The sequence below is a fragment of the Parabacteroides sp. AF17-3 genome (assembly GCF_003635445.1).
Classification (GTDB): Bacteria; Bacteroidota; Bacteroidia; order Bacteroidales; family Tannerellaceae; genus Parabacteroides; species Parabacteroides goldsteinii.
This window is the reverse complement of record NZ_QTMM01000009.1, coordinates 92,275-110,742: the sequence shown is the minus strand read 5'-3', so window position 1 is coordinate 110,742 and position 18,468 is coordinate 92,275. Positions and strand designations below refer to the sequence as shown.

Genomic DNA, 18,468 nt, shown 5'->3' with positions numbered 1-18,468 from the left:
AATATTGACGCATTATTTCTTACTTTTGCGTCAATTTATTATTCTAAATTCTTAATTACACCATGAAAAAAACGATCCTTATTGCACTATGTCTCTTTTCGGGATTCATAGCAAACGCACAACATGTAATCCGGATTGCCCCGGAAAACGGAGATATGACAAAGAAAATCCAGGCAGCAATCGAACAGGCCCGGAGTTATAACGGGAAAGCGGTTGTCATCAAACTGCAAAATGCAGATTATAACCTCCATCGCGAAAATTCGTCACAGATCCTTTACCATATCTCCAATACAGCCTCCGAAAAAGAAAACCCCGATCAGACAAAACATATCGGTTTGTGGTTGAAAGACCTGAAAAACGTGACAATAGACGGTCAGGGAGCCCGCTTCGTCACCCATGGCGAAATGACCAGCTTCGTAATCGACCAGTGCGAAAATATCACTCTACGGGACTTTACCGTTACAGCTTCCGACCCCACCGTCCCGGAACTGACCGTTACGGAAGTAGGCGAAAACTTTATGACCGTACGCATCCACCCGCAATCACGCTACACTGTTAAAGACGGGCATTTTGCTTTTGTCGGTGACAACTGGGAACTATCCGGAGGTATCGCCCAAAGCTATGACAAAGAAAAAGATATAACCTGGCGTAGCTGGTCGCCGCTTTCCGGCCTTCGCAAGGCAATAGAGCTGGACACCAACCTACTCCGTTTCGTATATGACACCCCGCCACAGGCCAAACAAGGTACGGTATTCCAGATGCGTGACGGTATCCGTGACCAGGCTTGCGGACTTATCCAATACAGTAAAAACGTCACACTGGAAGGAGTACATCTGGCATTCCTGGGTAACTTCGGAATTGTCGGGCAAATGACAGAAAATATCACTTACCGGAATCTGACATTCGAACCGGAGGCCGGAAGCGGACGTACCTGTGCCGGTTTTGCCGATTTCGTACAGATGTCAGGCTGCAAAGGTAAGATCACGATCGAAAACTCCCGTTTCCTCGGAGCGCACGACGATCCAATCAATATACACGGAACCCACCTGGCTGTCACCGGCTACCCGGCCCCCAACCAGGTATCAGTAAAATACATGCACCCGCAGACATATGGCTTCCAATCGTTCCTTCCCGGCAACCAGATCGAATTTATCGATGCCCATTCGCTGATGAGCCTTGCACCGGCAAAGGTAAAAAAGGCGGAAATGAAAAACGAACGGGAAATACTCATAACCCTCGACAGGAATATCCCTCAAGCGATCCGGGATAAAAAAGAACTGGTCGTTGAAAACGTAACCTATACACCGGAAGTCCTCATTCGCAATAACTATTTTGCCCGCATACCGACACGCGGAATTCTTGTTTCCACCCGTCGCAAGGTATTGATAGAGAACAACACCTTCTTCCGTATGCAAATGAGTGGTATCCTGATAGCCGACGATGCCCGCAGTTGGTTCGAATCAGGTATGGTACGCGATGTAACCATCCGCAACAACAATTTCATGGAATGCGGCGGACCGGTCATCCTCATTTCTCCGGAAAACGACCGCAACGAAGGCTATGTTCACCGCAACATCGCCATAACGAACAACCGTTTCCAATTGACAGGCACAAACGCTATCTTCGCCAAATCAGTCGACGGATTAAAAATCACGGACAACCTGTTCCTGTCGCCAACTCCTGCCGAAATATCGAATCTGATAAAGACACAGGATTGCGAAAATGTTTTCATGGAAGGAAATATCGTTCAATAACGGTGAAAAACCCGGCGAAGCACCAACTGCTGAACCGATTTACCGACAACAATCAGGGTGACTAATAGATAATTTACAAGAATTTATAATCAGAAAAGAATTATATTTACCACAAAAACAAACATGAAAGAAATACTAACAAGTTTCCTCCTTATATGCCTGTTTTTGTCTTGTGCAAAATCACAAGACGGATTAATCGAATCACAATATGGTAAAGCGATTTCTTTTGAAAAAGAAGAGATTAATATACCGATAGATGATAAGACCTTGACTTCATATCAAGTCATTTCGTGCTTTCAGGAAAATGAAAACAATTTAGTTTATGCTTACAACAGTCCCATGCACTCGCTGGATATTTTCAATCTCAACGACCAGAGCATATCGCATCTCCCATTGAATAAGGAAGGAGAAAACGGAATTCTAAAAAATGTATCCGGACTATATGTTCATCAAGAAGACAGCTTATGGCTTTACAGCCAGGGATTCCTGTATCTGGTTAACAACGAAGGAGAAGTGAAAGGGAAATATGAACTCCCGTTTCCAGAAGGGGGATTCATCATGGTCGAGACTAATTTCTCTATGGCGACAATCAAATTATTCTACCACCCGCAAAGAAACTCAGTTTTCTACCTGACCGTTACCCCCACAGAAGAGAGCGCCACCTATATCGTTTATGAGTATTCCCTCAATTCAGGCACATTCAAAACCTTTGAACTAAAAGGATCTGAAACAGAAAAATTCGCCGGAAAAAGATTCGGATTCAAACAATTCCCGAATGTCACTTATACCGATCAGGATATCTTATATAATTTCCCTATCAGTTCGAATATATACCGGATCGACATCGAGACCGGCAAAGAAACAGCTTTTGGAGGAAAGAGCCGATACACACCCAACCTGGCGTCTGAGTTAACCATGCCTTACGATATGAAAGATGCCAGTAAGCATCACATAGAAAATATTCATTTCTTTGAAATCCAGTATGATCCTTATAAAAACATCTATTACCGACTGCATCTCGACAAAACAGAGAACGTCTCTACCACTCCTTTTAGAACCTTATGTGACAGCAAGGAATTATACCTAACCAGCTTCGATAAAAACTTCCGCATCACTTCCGAAACCAAATTGGAAAATAACATATACACCCATTATAACAGTTGGGGAGTCTTGGATAATGGCCTGTTTATTACTGAAGACAACCTACTGGATGAAAATAAAGACTTTGAAGCTTTTCAACTAGTTATATTCAAGCCACAAATATAAAGCAATGGCGCACAGATGACACAGATCAGCATTGCAATAGTTCAAAACTGATAATAACTAAAACAAGCAATCAACAAAATGTTCCGAGGATTCGGAGCACTTTGTTGATTCAATATCGCATAAATAAACTACAATTCATCTATTTCTTCGACAGACAGACCGGTACATTGAGCGATCGTTTCGACATTAACTCCCTGCTTTTTAAAATTTGCAGCAATCTGGCGTTGTTCTTCTGCTTTTCCTTTTTTCAAACCTTTCATTTCAGCCTCTTCCACCGCATATTCCAGTGTATTGCGCCAGTCGCGATAAATCTTCAGGTTCTCATCGTAAACTGCCCGTTCGTGAGGAGTCATTGCATTCAGGTTTGCCACGTCGAGCAGGCGCTTGAAGGCATCGTTTTTCTCCTTAAACGGAGACATATCAAATAAATTCATATTCTTCAATATATAAACCATATTCTCCAGAGGCGTTTTGCATTCCTCTTCTCTTAGATTGAACAGATCGAACGACAGATAAATCTGTTTCAGTTTGACCTCGCCAAAAGTTTTACCTGTCGCCTCATTGGCCAGCACCACATCGGTGCGCCAACTCTGAAATTCTGGCAGACTAAAGTTCAACAGGTAGATGCCATATACCGGAAGCAAACTATACTTCCAGTCAGCTCCGCTCTCTCCCTGACGGGAGACTAGTCGACAAATGTAATAAAATCCGCGGTTAAAGAAATAATGTTGGGGACAATTCTGCATTTCGAGTATAAATTTACTCCCGTCCACATCTTCACAAAGGAGGTCGAAGATCACCGTGCGCTGTTCTATTACTTCCGGTTGGATTTCTTTATCGAGATAGGTCAGGTCTTTCACCTGACGTTCGCCCTCGAGCGTGGCATTGATAAAGTCGATTGCTACTTGCTTTTCACCAAACACGGTTTTAAAAGCCTTGTCGAGCATGATGTTCACATACTTTTCCATAAGTCAATAGTTTTAGTTGTTTATTACCTAATAACAGGTAACGGGACAAATGTAGGCAATATTTTATTTATTCCAAACGGAGAAAGGGATTATTTGACTCAGATGTAAGAAAAAATTGAACTATCTGATAAATAGTTAACCATATTATAAATTCAAAACAGTTCTTAAAAAATCAGAATTCCCCGTCAAAACTACGAACATCTCGTAATTATCTCTATATTTACAATATCAAACATTCTAAATCGGGACTTGTATGAAAAACATATTAAAATACCTGTTGCTAATCCATACAATATGTATTGTGCTTTCTTCCTGCCAGGAAAATACAAACAAAAGTAACTCCTATTCACTCCAACCGGGAGAAAAACGTATCATCATTCCGATAGATGATAATACAAGTTGCTATAGCATGTCCATGTTTTCTTACATTACTCCTGAAGGGATTCCCTATCTGAGTTATGAAAATGAACAAACCTATGAACTAAACTTTTATCGGCTCGATTCCTGCAAACTATCCCACAAGATCAAAATAGCCATGGAAGGTCCCGATGCAGTCGGACGCTTCATCGGTCACACAGTTATTGATCTCGACAATATCCTGATATTTAATCAATTCAAAATATCCAAGATTAATAAATCCGGAAAAATTCTGGATAAATATGACCTGATAACCGACACTCAAACGGCTCTTGCCCATCCTCCTACGTCCAAAGTTTACGCACCTATGATCTTACAGGATTCCTCTATCTATTTATATCAGGCTTTAAAGTTTTCCGACAAACAATATAACGGAGACGATCTTGAGAAATATCCATTATGTATAAAAGTCAATATGCAAACAAAACAAACGAAAACTCTGCCACTTACCTATCCCAAATTGTGGGAAGCAAAAAATGAAAACGGTATCTTCACATGCAGCAGAGACTATGACGGAACAAATTTTGTCTATTCCTTTTTCATCAGTAACTCTATTCATGTCACCAACGACAACAAGACATTCAAAGAATATCCATGCAAAAGCCGATATATAAACGGTTCTCCTAAAAATCATACTGCTCCCGACATTAAAACAATACGGAAAGAATCTATCGAAAACGCTTCATACGGAAATATCATTTATGATAAATACCGGAAAGTCTATTACCGCTTCTTCCAGCCGGCATGCGAGGTAAGCCCCAACGAGAATATTACCGACCTGATGAAAACCGGAAAAAAATTTTCTATCATGATTTTAGATAAGGATTTTAAGGTAATCGGAGAAACATTATTCCCCGAAAATATCTACATCCCAGTGATGTTCTTCATCCTCAAAGATGGCTTGTATATTTCCGACAACAATTTCCAGAATCCGGAATTCAATGAAAATGTTTTAAGTTTCAGAAGAATGGATTTAATAGAACTCTAAAACAATTAATATCAAATAGAACAGTTATGAACACAGCCGCTTGTTTATTTAATTCTCCCTATAAGGTCTCCCTCTTATTATTGATCGTACTATGCTTGAGCTGCACCTCAAACACAGATACGGAAATATACCAGAATAGACGGGATAATGTAATCTCCGTAAAAGATAAGGTAAAAGAGATAATGATCGAAGATGTACTGATTGGACGGGTTACCCGACCTTATCTTATTGACAAATATCTAATTATAGTCGATCACAGTTCATACGACCGCTTTATTCATCTATTTGATAAGAATGACTTCCATTATATCACCAGCACAGCTTATAAAGGACAAGGTCCTGGTGAAATTACCATACCGGGACATGTAGGTATTGACGAAGCCCAGCGTACATTTTATGTCTCGGATCATGGCAAACAAAAGATATTCAGTTATAACCTGGACAGCGTTCTGGCAAATCCATTCTATATCCCGAATATAAAAGCCGATATAAAAATCGGGTTATTTCCTGATACGTACCGATATATAAACGACACATTATGTATCGGACGTATCATAGAGCCTATAGGCGCTAATGATTTTAAATCGCTCGTTGCCAAATGGAACATGCAGACAGGAGAAATCCAGCCAATGAAATACGAACACCCTGATATAAAAAAGAAGCGTATCACAGCAGATGTCTCCCCTGAATATGGATTATATGTCGAATGTTATTCCCGTTACGACCTAATGACTATTTGTGACTTGAACGGAAATTTAAAATACAATATATACGGCCCTAAATGGGAAAAAGAAACAACGCAAACAGCACATTACAGCCAACCCGTCTTCTGTAGGAACAAAATCATCACAGGTTATTCGGGAGGAGACCACCGTACGGATGCCTATTACCCAACCAAGCTACTCGTCTTCGACTTCAACGGCAACTATATCCAAACACTGGAAACTGAATATAAAATATCCAGTTTCTGCTATGACCGGGAAAATAACCGGATCATTCTGTGCATGGATGATGAGATACAATTTGCCAGCCTGGAACTGGATGGGATTATTGAATAATCAAAATCCCTATACTAGTTACCTGCCCTCTCCAAATCCATCAATTATAATTGACGAAATGGGCATATTTACACAAAGTATCCATTATGATGGATAAAACTAACTTCAAACGGGAATATATAAGTGCCCACGCAATAAAAACGACAAAATCGTAATAAATAAACAATCACATAATTACGAATACATCGTAATATTTTATATATTTGCAATATGTAATATATAAATAGAATATGAAGACAAATATATTGTTAACTCTTTTCATTGCCTGTTCATTCTTTTGTAATGGGAAAAATGGTGTTACCCGAATTGATATGTCACATTATCAAACAATCTGTTTTGATAGTCTGGTAACGAATATTTCTTGCACCAAATTAGAAAACAAATTATTTGAACAGTGTATAGATATGATACAACATAAAGATTTTCTATACTTTATGGGAAGTACCATCGCAGGAAAAAGTGTGACTATCTACAAAAACACAGGCGAATTTATCAAGGAACTCACTTTTTCTGATGCACTTCTGGTCAATTCAATGTGTGTTATTCCTGAATTGGAAGAATTATGGGTAGTTAGCCGTTTCAAAATAATCAATAAGTTCAAACTGGATGGAACATTGATCAAAAGAGTCTCCTTGCCTTTCCCCTGTGCTAATATTATTCCGACCGACAAACATGATTTTTTAGTTTACTCAGGAGGAACATGCAACGAACGCGGTAACATTGAAGGACACTTTATGGCTTTGACTGATTTCAAATCCATCAATAAACTTTTTATGCCAATGCAAGGGAAAAACGAATGGCCTTATACTCCATATAATTTACATACAACAGATACCAATAATAATATATTCATTTTTCCACCCCGCATAGACACCATCTACTCCTATAACTTTCAACAAAAAGAATTATATCCACTCTATTCACTTGATTTTCACGGAGATTTCTTGAAATCAGACAAAGGTTTCGAAGATCATGAAATGCATGAAATTATCACTAAACGTACATACATTCATAATCGTTACAGTTTTTACCAGGCATCCGGTAAATTATTTTTTAAATTAAAAGGTAAACGGGAAGATTTCTGTTTCATCAATCTCAAAGATCATTTACTATATTCTTTTGACCGGCTATTCGATCAATTCCAATCAAGGTTTATCAATCCCTTCGTCGGATCTTATAAAGATAAACTCTATTTACTTGTTTGGGAAAAAGATCTGGCAGAACACTATCAAAATATAAAATGCAACTATCCGGCCATACGAAAAATATTACCGTCTCTATCCACAGATAATAGCAACTGGATTCTAATAACCATAGATATAAAAAAATAGATATGAGAAACACTAGTATATTATTCTACATCCTACTCTGTTTATTCTCCGTAAGCTCCTGTAATCAACAGAAACACCAAGTCACCCTGCTGGGAAAGTTCACTGTTCCCCAAGAGGATCATCCCAAATGGACAGATCTATTCACCGATAAATATACCATTACACCGCTGGAAACAACCCCGGAAAGTTTGGTTGGTGAAATCAACAAAATCAAAAAGTTCAACGGTCATTATTATATTTCTTCAGCAGGAAAGTCCATTTTGTGCTTCAATGAGAAAGGTAAATTTGTTACTTCACTTAATAAAATGGGACAAGGTCCGGAAGAATATCTTCGTATTGAAGACTTTGATGTGTATGAAATAAACGGAAAAACTGAAATTTGGATTTCAGACAATAAGAGTCTAAAGATTTATGATGCAAATGATTGCACTTTTTTGAACAAAATCAGCTATCCTTTCATCATACATAAATTCAAACGCTTAGACAACTCCCATATCCTACTGGTAACCGGACAAAACGATCATTCTTTGACACTGACAGATAAAAACGGAAACATCCTATCCGAATACCTCGAAAAAGAAATACCCTATTTAATGTTCAGACCCGTACAATTCGTGAAATACGGTTCCGAATATCTTTTTCAATTAGGCATATCAAATACCTATATTGCTTTCGACTCCAAAACAGAAACCTTTAATAAAGGTCTCTTTTCAAATAACGAAGTTTACCTCTCCGATATACAATTACTGGAATTATATAATACATACGAAATGGAGTTTATCAGAGAAGCAAATAAGGGCTCTTATATTAACAACATAATACCGCTTAACGAAACATTCTGGATTCAAACATATTATGCTGGAAAAAAATATATAACCAAAATAGAAAAAGACGGAAAGGCAACCTCCACAGAATATTCTTACGGCACATTTGTTTCCACAATCACCGTAGGAGACAGCGAAAACAGCCTACTACTCTATTTAACTCCGGATCAACTTTTAGATAGTGAAAAACAATATACTGATAGAGATGGCAACGAAATTATTTGTCAAATAGATGACAATCCTTGCATTGTAGAATTCTTTTAAAGAAAAGTTTCCATTCAAATTTGCGTTTGATATATATTGAACGAATAGTACACATATATGCTCTTTTCGTTTGACAATTGAGTTCCTTTCGTTTGATATATATTAAACGAATGGTTGTTTAGGCAGTTTTTGGCAAAACTATCAGAACTTTTCAGTGAATGATACGCTGCTTCCGGTTTTTCATTCCTTTCATAAGATGGAATGCAATCTATTATTAATATTAAACATCTTATTTTTTATAATACCCCCCTGTTTTACGGGCTCCCACATACACGACCAATCCCTTTTCTTTCAAAGATTTGATATAACGTTCCGTCGTTGCAATACCTTTATTGATATATTTGGATATATCTTTCACTTTAATTCCAGGATTCTTTTCTAAGAAAGTAAGAATAAGAGTTTCTATTTCATTTATTCCCTCATTTATTCCCTCATTTATTCCCTCATTATATGGCCGTTCAATAACAGATATGAATTGTACACCATCAAAATCATTGATAAGCTTTAAATTTGGTTCCTCTTTTAATGCACGTATAATCCCAGAACCTAAACCACGATAAGGCATTGTTTTTGCACAAAAATTAGCAATAAATGGATTACGAACAACGGCATTTCCAAACTTTATATTTTCAACTGTCAGTCCATCCGGAAGACATCCCGGACTGATAATCTCTATACGGTTATCAAAAATAAGTAATCTCACCGGAGCATTTTTGGTATAATCACGGTGCACAAGTGCATTTTGGAGTATCTCTTCCAAAGCTATCTCCGAAACTTCCAGTTTACCAATAGAATTAAACCCTTGTCCAGCCTGTATATTACGGAGATTAGCTTTTAAAAAAGACATACCTTTATCAAATATTTCTGGCAAAGTACCTGAAATATCTTTACTATCTCTATAGCTAATCCCTGCTATATCATTTCCCCAAAAAGCGACTGCTTTTATTACAAAAGTAGGGCGGTACTGCTGAGGATTTTTTCCGAATTTCACTATTTTCCATCACTTTGCGTTTATCTGATCCTTGCTTTATCCAAATAGCCCCACCTAAATCTTTATAAGGTTTATTGTCTCCTTCATCAATATGAGCAACAAGAATTGAACGATCTTCTATTATGATAGTTTCGGTTTGTATGTAAATGACCGGACGTAACAAGTTTGTAGCAATATTAGCTAACATTGAATTTATTTGTTGTATCTCCTGATAAGATAATCCGATAATTTCCCCTGTCTTATCTCTGATACCAAACAGAATCATACCTCCACGTGCATTCGACATAGCAACCATTTCGGCTGCAATACTATCTTGATTAGAGAAACGTTCCTTGAACTGGACCGTACTGGTTTCTCCACATTTCACTATGAGTTGCAATTCTTTACTATTCATCTCCAAATATCATATGTGATAAGCATTACAAATGTATAACAAAAAATGAGAATGACATCCTCTACATCGCATTATGAAGGGTGCAACCGGCTTCGGTAATAAAATCAATGCTTCACTCTTTACAATAAAAGCATGAATCACCTTTGAAATAAAGTGCCTATAACTTCGACTAACATAATAAATTCAATATCTTTGTACAAACGTGTATGCACGTTTACATTTTGCTTGTACAACCTTCGACACCCATAAAAATTTAGAAACAATAGCATATGAACGCGATTTGTATCTGATGCTATTTGACAAATCTTTCAAAAAAGTATATGAAAGTAAATTAGCCTCGAACAGATTCAACCCTTACACGGGATGGAATACAATCAATAACGGCATCATACTTTTTGTTGACAACATTCATGATAAAAACGATTCCGATAATTTAATTGTAGATATCATTCACCCAGATTAATTACAAACAGCTTCAAGGTAATCACTTCGTTATCCCTGTTCTCCTTTTTATCAAAATGACATTTTAAGTACTTCATAGTTTGAATATATGAACCTGAGGACGTGCAAGGGACTTTCCAAGCCATTCTCCGAAGGTTCGCTTATATCCTATTGCCAATAAAAGGAGAATAAATGATTAATTACGAAAGAAATATAGGAATTATTATAACCTTTTATTCTCCAATACTGATTTATAAGCAATTTATGAAAGATCATTTCATCTCATTATCAGACGCATTCTATAGAAAAAACATGCTAGAAAACATACAATTCGGAGTCCAAAAACACACAAACCATTTAAAATTCAAGTATTTTTAACATTTTCTCTGTTAAACCGAACTCCAATCTCAGTTAAACTGAAAAAATATTCATTTAAAACGAGATGAATTTTTGTTTAAAACGAGATAAATTTTTGTTTAAACGAAATTCGATTTGACCGAAAAACGAGTATAGAAAAGCATTATGTTAAATAATGTGTAAGAAAACTTACTAAAACGGTCACTGTTAAAAATACCCCCGTAAGTTTATCTGCTTATTATAAATCCTTTTAATGCAAAAACAGCATAATAAACACCTTTTTGACAATTGACACACCACGATCTCAATGAAACGGATTTGGAAGATAAGATAGAGCAAACACCTGTATTTGCAGAATGCAAATATGTATATACTGATGCGTCAGAAAATAAAACAAACCAGTCAAAAGCTTTTTAAATCAATACTGTCAGTGAAATGTCATTAACTAAAAGCCGGGAGAATGGAACTTAATATGTTTATTTGCACGCAAATAATGTATACATGAGAAATTTCATTTTCATACTATTGCCGATCATTATATTTTCCTGCGGACCATCGGACAGGGAACAATTGAATGAAGCTCTAAAATTTGCCGGAGAAAACAGAAGCGAACTAGAAAAAGTATTGAAGCATTACGAAAATGATTCGCTTAAACTCAAAGCAGCAAAATTCTTAATTGAAAATATGCCGTTCTACTTTTCATATGAAAGTGAACAACTCAATCAATATAAAAACAATCTATATAAGATTGCTATAGAAAATAAATGCTCTGATGACGAAGCAATACGAATTGCCCAAAAACGTTTCGGGATACTCTCTTACAGTACATTCAGGAAAGTTTATGATGCCCATATTATTACTGCCGACTATCTGATAAAGAATATAGATCTGTCTTTTAAAGTCTGGAAGGAAAAACCATGGGGCAAATACTTCTCATTTGACGATTTCTGCGAAACAATACTCCCGTACCGGATTGGAGATGAGCCATTAGAAGACTGGAGAGAAACTTATTATAACCGTTACCAACCACTTTTGGACTCATCACACACAGACAATGACCCTGTCAAAGCATGCAAAATCATTTTTGATCATATAGAACAGCAAACCTGGGTCTTTAATTATAAACATCAGTTTCCACATTTAGGGGCAACAGCCTTATTAGACAACAGATTCGGGACATGTGACGACCGATGTGATTTAAGTGTTTATATCATGCGTGCATTGGGTATCTCAGGAGGCATCGACTTTATTCTCCAGCATCCTGACAGAATGCACAAAGGGCATTCCTGGAATTATGTAACTAATACGGCCGGAAAACACACCGAATTTGCGTTATACGACCTGCGCCCCGGCTCAAAGTCCGATCCTGGGACAGAGATAAAAAGGGGAATCATTTACCGGAAATGCTTTTCCGTACAAAAAAGCAGCTTACCCATAGTTTACAGGAACAAACCGATACCCTCCACTCTAAGCAGTGTATTCATGAAAAACGTATCCGACCTATATTTCGAGGATAAAGCAAACATTATAATCTCCAACAGGAATAAAAAGGAGAAAATACTATATCTCAGTGTTTTCGATAACAAAAACTGGATACCAGTAGCCTGGACCGAGATAAACAACAATAAAGGTGTATTTACACATTTGGAATCCGGAATTGCATATATGGCAGGTTATTATCAGAATAATGTATTTGTCCCGGCATCAGATCCTTTTATTGTCGGGGACAATGGCAAAACGCACTTTCTGAAAGCAGATTATGAACATCGGCAAAATATGACTTTAACACGTAAGCACTCCATCCCTAAATGGTGGTTCTGGTATAAGAAAAGAACATTGAACGGAAAGTTCCAGGGAGCTAACCGCATTGATTTCAAAGACTCAGTCACACTATATACCATTACACATGAAGCAACAATGAACTCTTACATCATCAATATCCGGGAGTCCGGACAATTCAAATACTTCCGATATCTGTCAGGAACAGATGGTTGCTGCAATATGGCTGAAGTCAGATTTTATACAGCTAAAAGCGATAAACCATTAGAAGGAGAAATTATAGGGACGGAAGGTTCTTTTCAAAACGATCCGAACCGGACCAAGAAAGCGGTATTCGATAACGATCCGCTAACATTTTATGATGCTAAAGAACCCAACGGGGCCTGGGCGGGCTTAAGCCTGGAAAGACCTCAGAAAGTAACGACTATTTATTATCAGTTCAGAAATGACGATAATAATATCCGTATTGGCGATACCTATGAACTAATGTATTGGTCTGAAGCCGGAGAATGGAAATCTGCCGGAAAAGTTATTGCAGATAAAGAACAGGTAACATACAACGATATTCCTTCCCAAACCCTCTATTTACTCCACAACCACAGCAGAGGAAATGAAGAACGAATATTCACTTATGAGAACGGTACACAGATATGGTGGTAAGATCTTAGAGGATCTCCAAGCGATACCCTCCGTTTCCATGCACAATCTTAAGATCCGGAATTGGCTTCAAGTCGGCTCGCAGTCTCTTGATTGTTGTATTTAATGTATCATTTGTCGCCCCTGTTTTTCCCCAAACGATCTTCTTTATATCTTCTGAAGTTTGAAAATGTTCAGGACTATTCAATAATAAAACAAAAAGTTTCAGTTTATAATTTTCAAGCGACACCTTAATATCAACATTATAATAAAGAATACCTTTGCCCTCATCAAACAGTATATTCTCCTTGATTTTTATCAACTTTCTGGGCTCTTCACAAACCGGCGTCGCAAATTTCTTACTATACCTGGTAGCAATTAAGAGACCCAAAAGAAGACAAAAGATAACTCCGACAATAATGAAATGTCCTTTGCTCCTATTGATCACACAATAAAAAGGCATCTTTACATAGGCCTGTAAGACAATTTCATCTTTTACTCCTGTAGTAATTGGTGGCAAAGCACAAGCAGACTTATAAAAAGTCAAATCCGGATTACTATATACTGTTTGATCATCATTTGCAGTATAAGCCAATGCAGCATGTACATTGATCATCCCACCCTGTTGTAAAGCCAAGTTAAACAGACTGTCCAAAACTACCACATCAATAGGATTCTCCATTAAAAGGAAAGATTGATCAACTCTATACTGCTTTTCTTCAGTTATTAAATCAGAAGAATTGGTATTTTTAGCGACCTTCTCCACCTGAGCACCAGAGTATGAAATAGTAGAACTATCACTTGCTAGCGACCTATATCCAGAAAAAGACTGTGAACCCGTTTCTAGCAATCTATTTTCCTTATCTTGATGTATAACTTCGTTGCATAGGCTACGAATATCTGATAATACAGACTTTCGTCTTTCGCGAAATATATATCCGAAATAGATAAGCAGCATCAACATGCACAGAGACAAGCATCCAACAAATAGCTTCTTTTTTTACTAGCAAAATCATTATTTACTCTTTTAGATTACTACTTACAAAAGTAAGCAATCTTACTCTATCTGAAGCATAAATTTGTACAAACAGATCAAAAACAGGTCTATTTCAGGCTGTCAGTGAAATGTCAGTGCAAATATTTGGTCTTTTACGGGACCTCCTATACATTTGCGAACAAAATATTAAAGAACAATGAAACGAACTCTTATTAAAGTAACAGTAATGGGAATACTTCTAGCAGGAGGTATTTATCTCATGGAAGAAAAAAACACTTCCTTATCAGATGTAGCTTTGGACAATATAGAAGCCTTGGCCGCTGGTGAAGGTGGAACTAGTATGTGGTTTTGTCGTGGTACTGGTTCTCTTGACTGTCCCAGTGGCAATAAAGTAAAATATATTGTCGATGACTACAGCTTAGACTAGCATTCATGAAACATCTCCTATACATATTAATAGGTATAGTCATTACAAAAGGCTTGATTTGTTGTACCGGTTCCCCCGGTACGCACTACCCCCGTTATACAACTTTTCCCGAGGAGAAAGCAATACGTGCCCAGATAATTCCTCTGGATACTATCCTGCTCCGCTACCCGTTCCGGGTGGCGGTCAGGGATAGTATAGCGGTAGTAATGGATTTACATAATATGGATCATTACTTACATGCCTTTACCTATCCGGGCTGGAAACACGTTGTTTCGTTTGGAAAACGTGGGGAAGCCCCGGAAGAGATGTTATCAGCAGAAAACATCCAATTTAACTCTCTGGACTCTTTGTGGACACTCGATGCCAACAAGATGGAGATTACACGTTGGAAAATCACTCCTTCTACCGGTTCTGCGGAGCGGGTAGAGGAGATTAAATTAAATAAGAAATTAGTCCGTTCGCTAGACTTTTATGCGATGGAATCGGGCTTTTTGATTCCGGACTATCTGGGAGAGCACCGTTTTTGGGAAGTAGACAACAATGGTCAACCGCTCCAAAGCAAAGGTAAAATACCCAGCGAAACAGCCGATAAAGAAATATCCCGTCCAGCATTAGCACAGGCATGGCGTAGTTTTATGGATTACAATCCGGAGAATGGCATACTGGCTATGGCTACGCAACTAGGGGAAACACTAGAAATTTACAATTTAAAAGAGAATACTCATAAAGTTTTATATGGTCCGGAAGGAGAACCTGAATTCAAAATAGGCAAAAATGGCTCAAGTATTCCTATAGGCATTATGGGATTTAGTGACATAAAAGTAACAGATAAACATATTTATGCTGTATTTCAAGGAGTAAAATTTAAAGAAATGCTAGCAGCCTATCAACGAGGAAAAGAACCGGAAGATGGAAGTCGGTTCATCTATGTTTTCGACTTACAGGGTAATCCTGTTCAAAAATACACTCTTGACAGAGCGATATATGGCATTGATATAAACGAAAAAACAAATACAATCGTCGCAACCGAGGTTGAAAGTGATGATCCGATTATAGAATTTAAAATTTAAAGGACAAGATGAAAACTTTAAATCCAATCATACTAGTATTATTACCAATCTTCTTTTCCTGCCAAAACGAGCAGAAAGAGAAAGAAAAGCAAATTGCGGAATTGGTAAATGAATGGCAGGGAAAAGAGATCAAATTTCCTGACAATCTTATTTTCACCCGTTATCTGACAGACACAACTGATTTCCAAATTCCACAATCAGAATATAAAGTATTAGTATATGTTGACTCAATAGGTTGCACCAGTTGTAAGCTACAACTACATAAATGGAAAGCATTTATTGAATACACTAATTCAGTAGCACAAAGAAAAGTTACTTTTCTTTTCTTTTTACACCCGAAGGATACAAAAGAAATACGTTATCTGTTAAAACGTGATGGTTTTGATCATCCTGTCTGCATTGATTTTAACGACCGATTAAACAAGTTAAACAAGTTTCCGGCAGATATAACTTTTCAAACATTCTTGCTGAATAAAAATAATAAAATAGTTGCTCTGGGAAATCCCATACACAACACAGTAGTGAAAGATCTTTACTTGAAACAGATTACAGGTAAAGACAATCCCAATAAAAGCATACCGAAAACGACTGCCAAAGTCACACCTTCAGAAATTAACTTTGGTACTTTCGACAAATCTGAAATAAAAGAAACAACCATAGAGGTTAAAAATACAGGGGATAGTCCCCTCGTGATAGTAGACGCAAGCACCACCTGTGGCTGCACAGCAGCTACGTATGACAAACGACCTACGAAACCCGGAGAAATCCTTCGCGTGGGAATCAAGATGACACCAAAGGATACAGGATTCTTCGATGAAGTCATAACAATTAAGTACAATAGTATTAACAACTTACCTGTCAAGGTTGAGATAAAGGGAAACGTTCGGTGATCAGAAAGGTAAGTACATGATGGAAATATAACTGACACAACAGAAAATATCATTAAACTATCCGAGCTTAAATAATAAGTAAAGATAGAAAATAAACTAAATTATAACTTAAAGTAGAGAAAGATCATGAAAAAAAAGATCTTAGGGGTAGCTATTATCGCTGCTATGGCTCTAACAGCCAGCTGGAACTTCAACCAGAGCAAAAATGAAGTAGAATTATCGGATTTGGCGTTGGCTAATGTAGAAGCATTAGCTAGAGGAGAAGGTGGTTTCAATTGTTATTGGGAAGACCGAAATTACATAAAATGTGATAACGGTTTTGGTCTAGGATGCCCATGCGGTATGTAAAATGAATATCGGGCTGAATAAAAAGCTGTTACAATCATAAAACACTGAAAACAAGTGCGACAAGCTTTCTATTCAGCCTTTTCTCTATTAAATTACAGATTTATATGAAAACACTATTATACATATTATCATTCATATTTTTTATCTCTTGCAATCAAAAAAACAAAAAAACTGATATATTTGTTTACGATTTGGAAGCAACAAATGAATATTTAAATATACATTTGGATGATAGCACATATATTCCTTTAAATAACATATCTTACTATCAATTCGACAGTTCAGAATATATCGCTTTTGTAAATAAACAAACACCACAATTAATTATATACAACATTTCAAAGGGAGAAATATATAAAAAAATAGTATATAATACAGAAGGTGATAACAGTATTGTTGGATACATTAACGACTTCTATATTAAAAATTTAAATGAGATTTACTTATTAAGTCCATATACTACCTTCTTGTATAAAAGTGATGGGAATGGGAATATTATCAATAAAATTGATTTTTCAAAAGCACAAAATGGAGAACCTTTAACTAGGGTTCTAAATACATTAGGAAGAATGGAATTAATTGATAATAAATTCTACATTACACAAAATTTAAATAGAACATATGGAAGTGAAATAATGGAAAAAAGTAGTATATCAGCCATCATTGATACAACTAATAACACAATAGAATTAACACCATTAAAGTATCCAAAAATCATTTCATTAGAAGATCTGGGAACGAATGCTGGATTTGGATATCAGTATAGACGTATTTTTGACGGAGAAAATTTCATTTATTCGTTTCTTTATAGTGATATTATTTATAAAACTTCTCTTGATCATAAAAAAGTTGAAAAGAGGCAAGTTAAAAGTAAATACATACCAGAGGTAAAAGTAAATAGATTAAACAATAATGATTTTAACAAAATACTAAAAGCAGGATGTGAAGAAGCCACATATGAAGATATTATATTTGATAAATACAGAAACGTATATTATCGTTTTGCATGTCCACAAACAGAAGTTGACTCAAAAGATAGTTATTTGGAAATTACACGTTATGGAAAAAAGCTATTCACGATTGTAATCTTAGATAAAGATCTAAATATTATAGGAGAAAAATTATTTCCTGAGTTCACTTATGTACCAACAGCTCACTTAATTAGAAAAGATGGGTTATATATTAGCTGTAGTCATTTCAAAAACCCTAATTATAGCGATGACGTCCTTTGTTTTCAAAAAATCAAACTTATCAGTAATTTATAAAGC

At 36.7% G+C, this 18,468-nt stretch carries 16 protein-coding genes; 12 read left to right on the top strand and 4 right to left on the bottom strand.

The genetic code is table 11. The features are described from left to right. Positions 1 to 62 precede the first annotated feature (62 nt). Together DWW91_RS13520 and DWW91_RS13515 are read left to right on the top strand one after the other, a co-directional pair. Positions 63 to 1,754, top strand: a complete 1,692-nt coding sequence (locus DWW91_RS13520) for a right-handed parallel beta-helix repeat-containing protein (RefSeq protein ID WP_122328028.1) — start codon at positions 63 to 65, stop codon at positions 1,752 to 1,754. A gap of 123 nt (positions 1,755 to 1,877) precedes the next feature. Further along, positions 1,878 to 3,020 carry a DUF4221 family protein gene (locus DWW91_RS13515; RefSeq protein ID WP_122328027.1) on the top strand — a complete coding sequence of 381 codons (1,143 nt, stop codon included), beginning with the start codon at positions 1,878 to 1,880 and terminating at the stop codon, positions 3,018 to 3,020. A 128-nt stretch (positions 3,021 to 3,148) separates the two neighbouring features. Here DWW91_RS13515 and DWW91_RS13510 read toward each other — a convergent pair whose 3' ends face one another. Further along, positions 3,149 to 3,988 carry an Rpn family recombination-promoting nuclease/putative transposase gene (locus DWW91_RS13510; RefSeq protein ID WP_010801544.1) on the bottom strand — a complete coding sequence of 280 codons (840 nt, stop codon included), beginning with the start codon at positions 3,986 to 3,988 and terminating at the stop codon, positions 3,149 to 3,151. A 253-nt stretch (positions 3,989 to 4,241) separates the two neighbouring features. On the opposite strand from DWW91_RS13510, the gene DWW91_RS13505 reads away from it, so the two are divergent. The 4 genes from DWW91_RS13505 (at position 4,242) to DWW91_RS13490 (ending at position 8,870) form a co-directional block, all read left to right on the top strand. Then, complete coding sequence (locus tag DWW91_RS13505) at positions 4,242 to 5,393, top strand: DUF4221 family protein (RefSeq protein WP_122328026.1); 1,152 nt, start codon at positions 4,242 to 4,244, stop codon at positions 5,391 to 5,393. Positions 5,394 to 5,419: 26 nt separating this feature from the next. Further along, on the top strand, positions 5,420 to 6,451 hold the full coding sequence (locus DWW91_RS13500) for a 6-bladed beta-propeller (protein WP_122328025.1): 1,032 nt from the start codon (positions 5,420 to 5,422) through the stop codon (positions 6,449 to 6,451). 230 nt (positions 6,452 to 6,681) lie between these two features. Next, positions 6,682 to 7,782, top strand: coding sequence for a 6-bladed beta-propeller (locus DWW91_RS13495; protein WP_229061019.1), 1,101 nt, complete (start codon positions 6,682 to 6,684; stop codon positions 7,780 to 7,782). Between the two features lie 2 nt (positions 7,783 to 7,784). Continuing rightward, complete coding sequence (locus DWW91_RS13490; RefSeq protein ID WP_122328024.1) at positions 7,785 to 8,870, top strand: 6-bladed beta-propeller; 1,086 nt, start codon at positions 7,785 to 7,787, stop codon at positions 8,868 to 8,870. 229 nt (positions 8,871 to 9,099) lie between these two features. Here the strand turns inward: DWW91_RS13490 and DWW91_RS13485 are convergent, their stop codons facing one another. Both DWW91_RS13485 and DWW91_RS28065 read right to left on the bottom strand, forming a co-directional pair. Continuing rightward, a complete protein-coding gene (locus DWW91_RS13485; protein ID WP_233584483.1) occupies positions 9,100 to 9,861 on the bottom strand; it encodes an ATP-binding protein in 762 nt (253 codons plus the stop codon). Further along, the gene (locus tag DWW91_RS28065) at positions 9,788 to 10,255 is read right to left on the bottom strand and encodes a helix-turn-helix domain-containing protein (protein WP_046145565.1); all 468 of its coding nucleotides are present in this window, start codon (positions 10,253 to 10,255) and stop codon (positions 9,788 to 9,790) included. Before DWW91_RS28065 ends, DWW91_RS13485 begins: the two co-directional genes overlap by 74 nt. A 1,299-nt stretch (positions 10,256 to 11,554) precedes the next feature. On the opposite strand from DWW91_RS28065, the gene DWW91_RS13470 reads away from it, so the two are divergent. Then, entirely contained in the window at positions 11,555 to 13,492 is a 1,938-nt protein-coding gene (locus tag DWW91_RS13470; protein WP_122328022.1) for a discoidin domain-containing protein, read from the top strand. Between the two features lie 4 nt (positions 13,493 to 13,496). On the opposite strand, the gene DWW91_RS13465 is transcribed toward DWW91_RS13470, so the two are convergent. After that, positions 13,497 to 14,432 carry a helix-turn-helix domain-containing protein gene (locus DWW91_RS13465; protein WP_122328021.1) on the bottom strand — a complete coding sequence of 312 codons (936 nt, stop codon included), beginning with the start codon at positions 14,430 to 14,432 and terminating at the stop codon, positions 13,497 to 13,499. Positions 14,433 to 14,661: 229 nt separating this feature from the next. Between DWW91_RS13465 and DWW91_RS13460 the strand changes: the two genes are divergently transcribed. The 5 genes from DWW91_RS13460 to DWW91_RS13440 all read left to right on the top strand — a co-directional run bounded on the left by DWW91_RS13460 (position 14,662) and on the right by DWW91_RS13440 (position 18,465). Further along, positions 14,662 to 14,892: an NVEALA domain-containing protein gene (locus DWW91_RS13460; protein WP_016213073.1), complete on the top strand. Its 231-nt coding sequence runs from the start codon at positions 14,662 to 14,664 to the stop codon at positions 14,890 to 14,892. Between the two features lie 5 nt (positions 14,893 to 14,897). After that, positions 14,898 to 15,962 (top strand): BF3164 family lipoprotein, encoded by a 1,065-nt coding sequence (locus DWW91_RS13455; RefSeq protein WP_122328020.1) that lies wholly within the window; start codon positions 14,898 to 14,900, stop codon positions 15,960 to 15,962. 8 nt (positions 15,963 to 15,970) lie between these two features. Then, positions 15,971 to 16,852: a DUF1573 domain-containing protein gene (locus DWW91_RS13450; RefSeq protein WP_122328019.1), complete on the top strand. Its 882-nt coding sequence runs from the start codon at positions 15,971 to 15,973 to the stop codon at positions 16,850 to 16,852. A 126-nt stretch (positions 16,853 to 16,978) separates the two neighbouring features. Continuing rightward, entirely contained in the window at positions 16,979 to 17,200 is a 222-nt protein-coding gene (locus DWW91_RS13445) for an NVEALA domain-containing protein (RefSeq protein WP_010801532.1), read from the top strand. A gap of 104 nt (positions 17,201 to 17,304) precedes the next feature. Continuing rightward, a complete protein-coding gene (locus DWW91_RS13440) occupies positions 17,305 to 18,465 on the top strand; it encodes a DUF4221 family protein (protein ID WP_010801531.1) in 1,161 nt (386 codons plus the stop codon). Positions 18,466 to 18,468 lie beyond the last annotated feature (3 nt).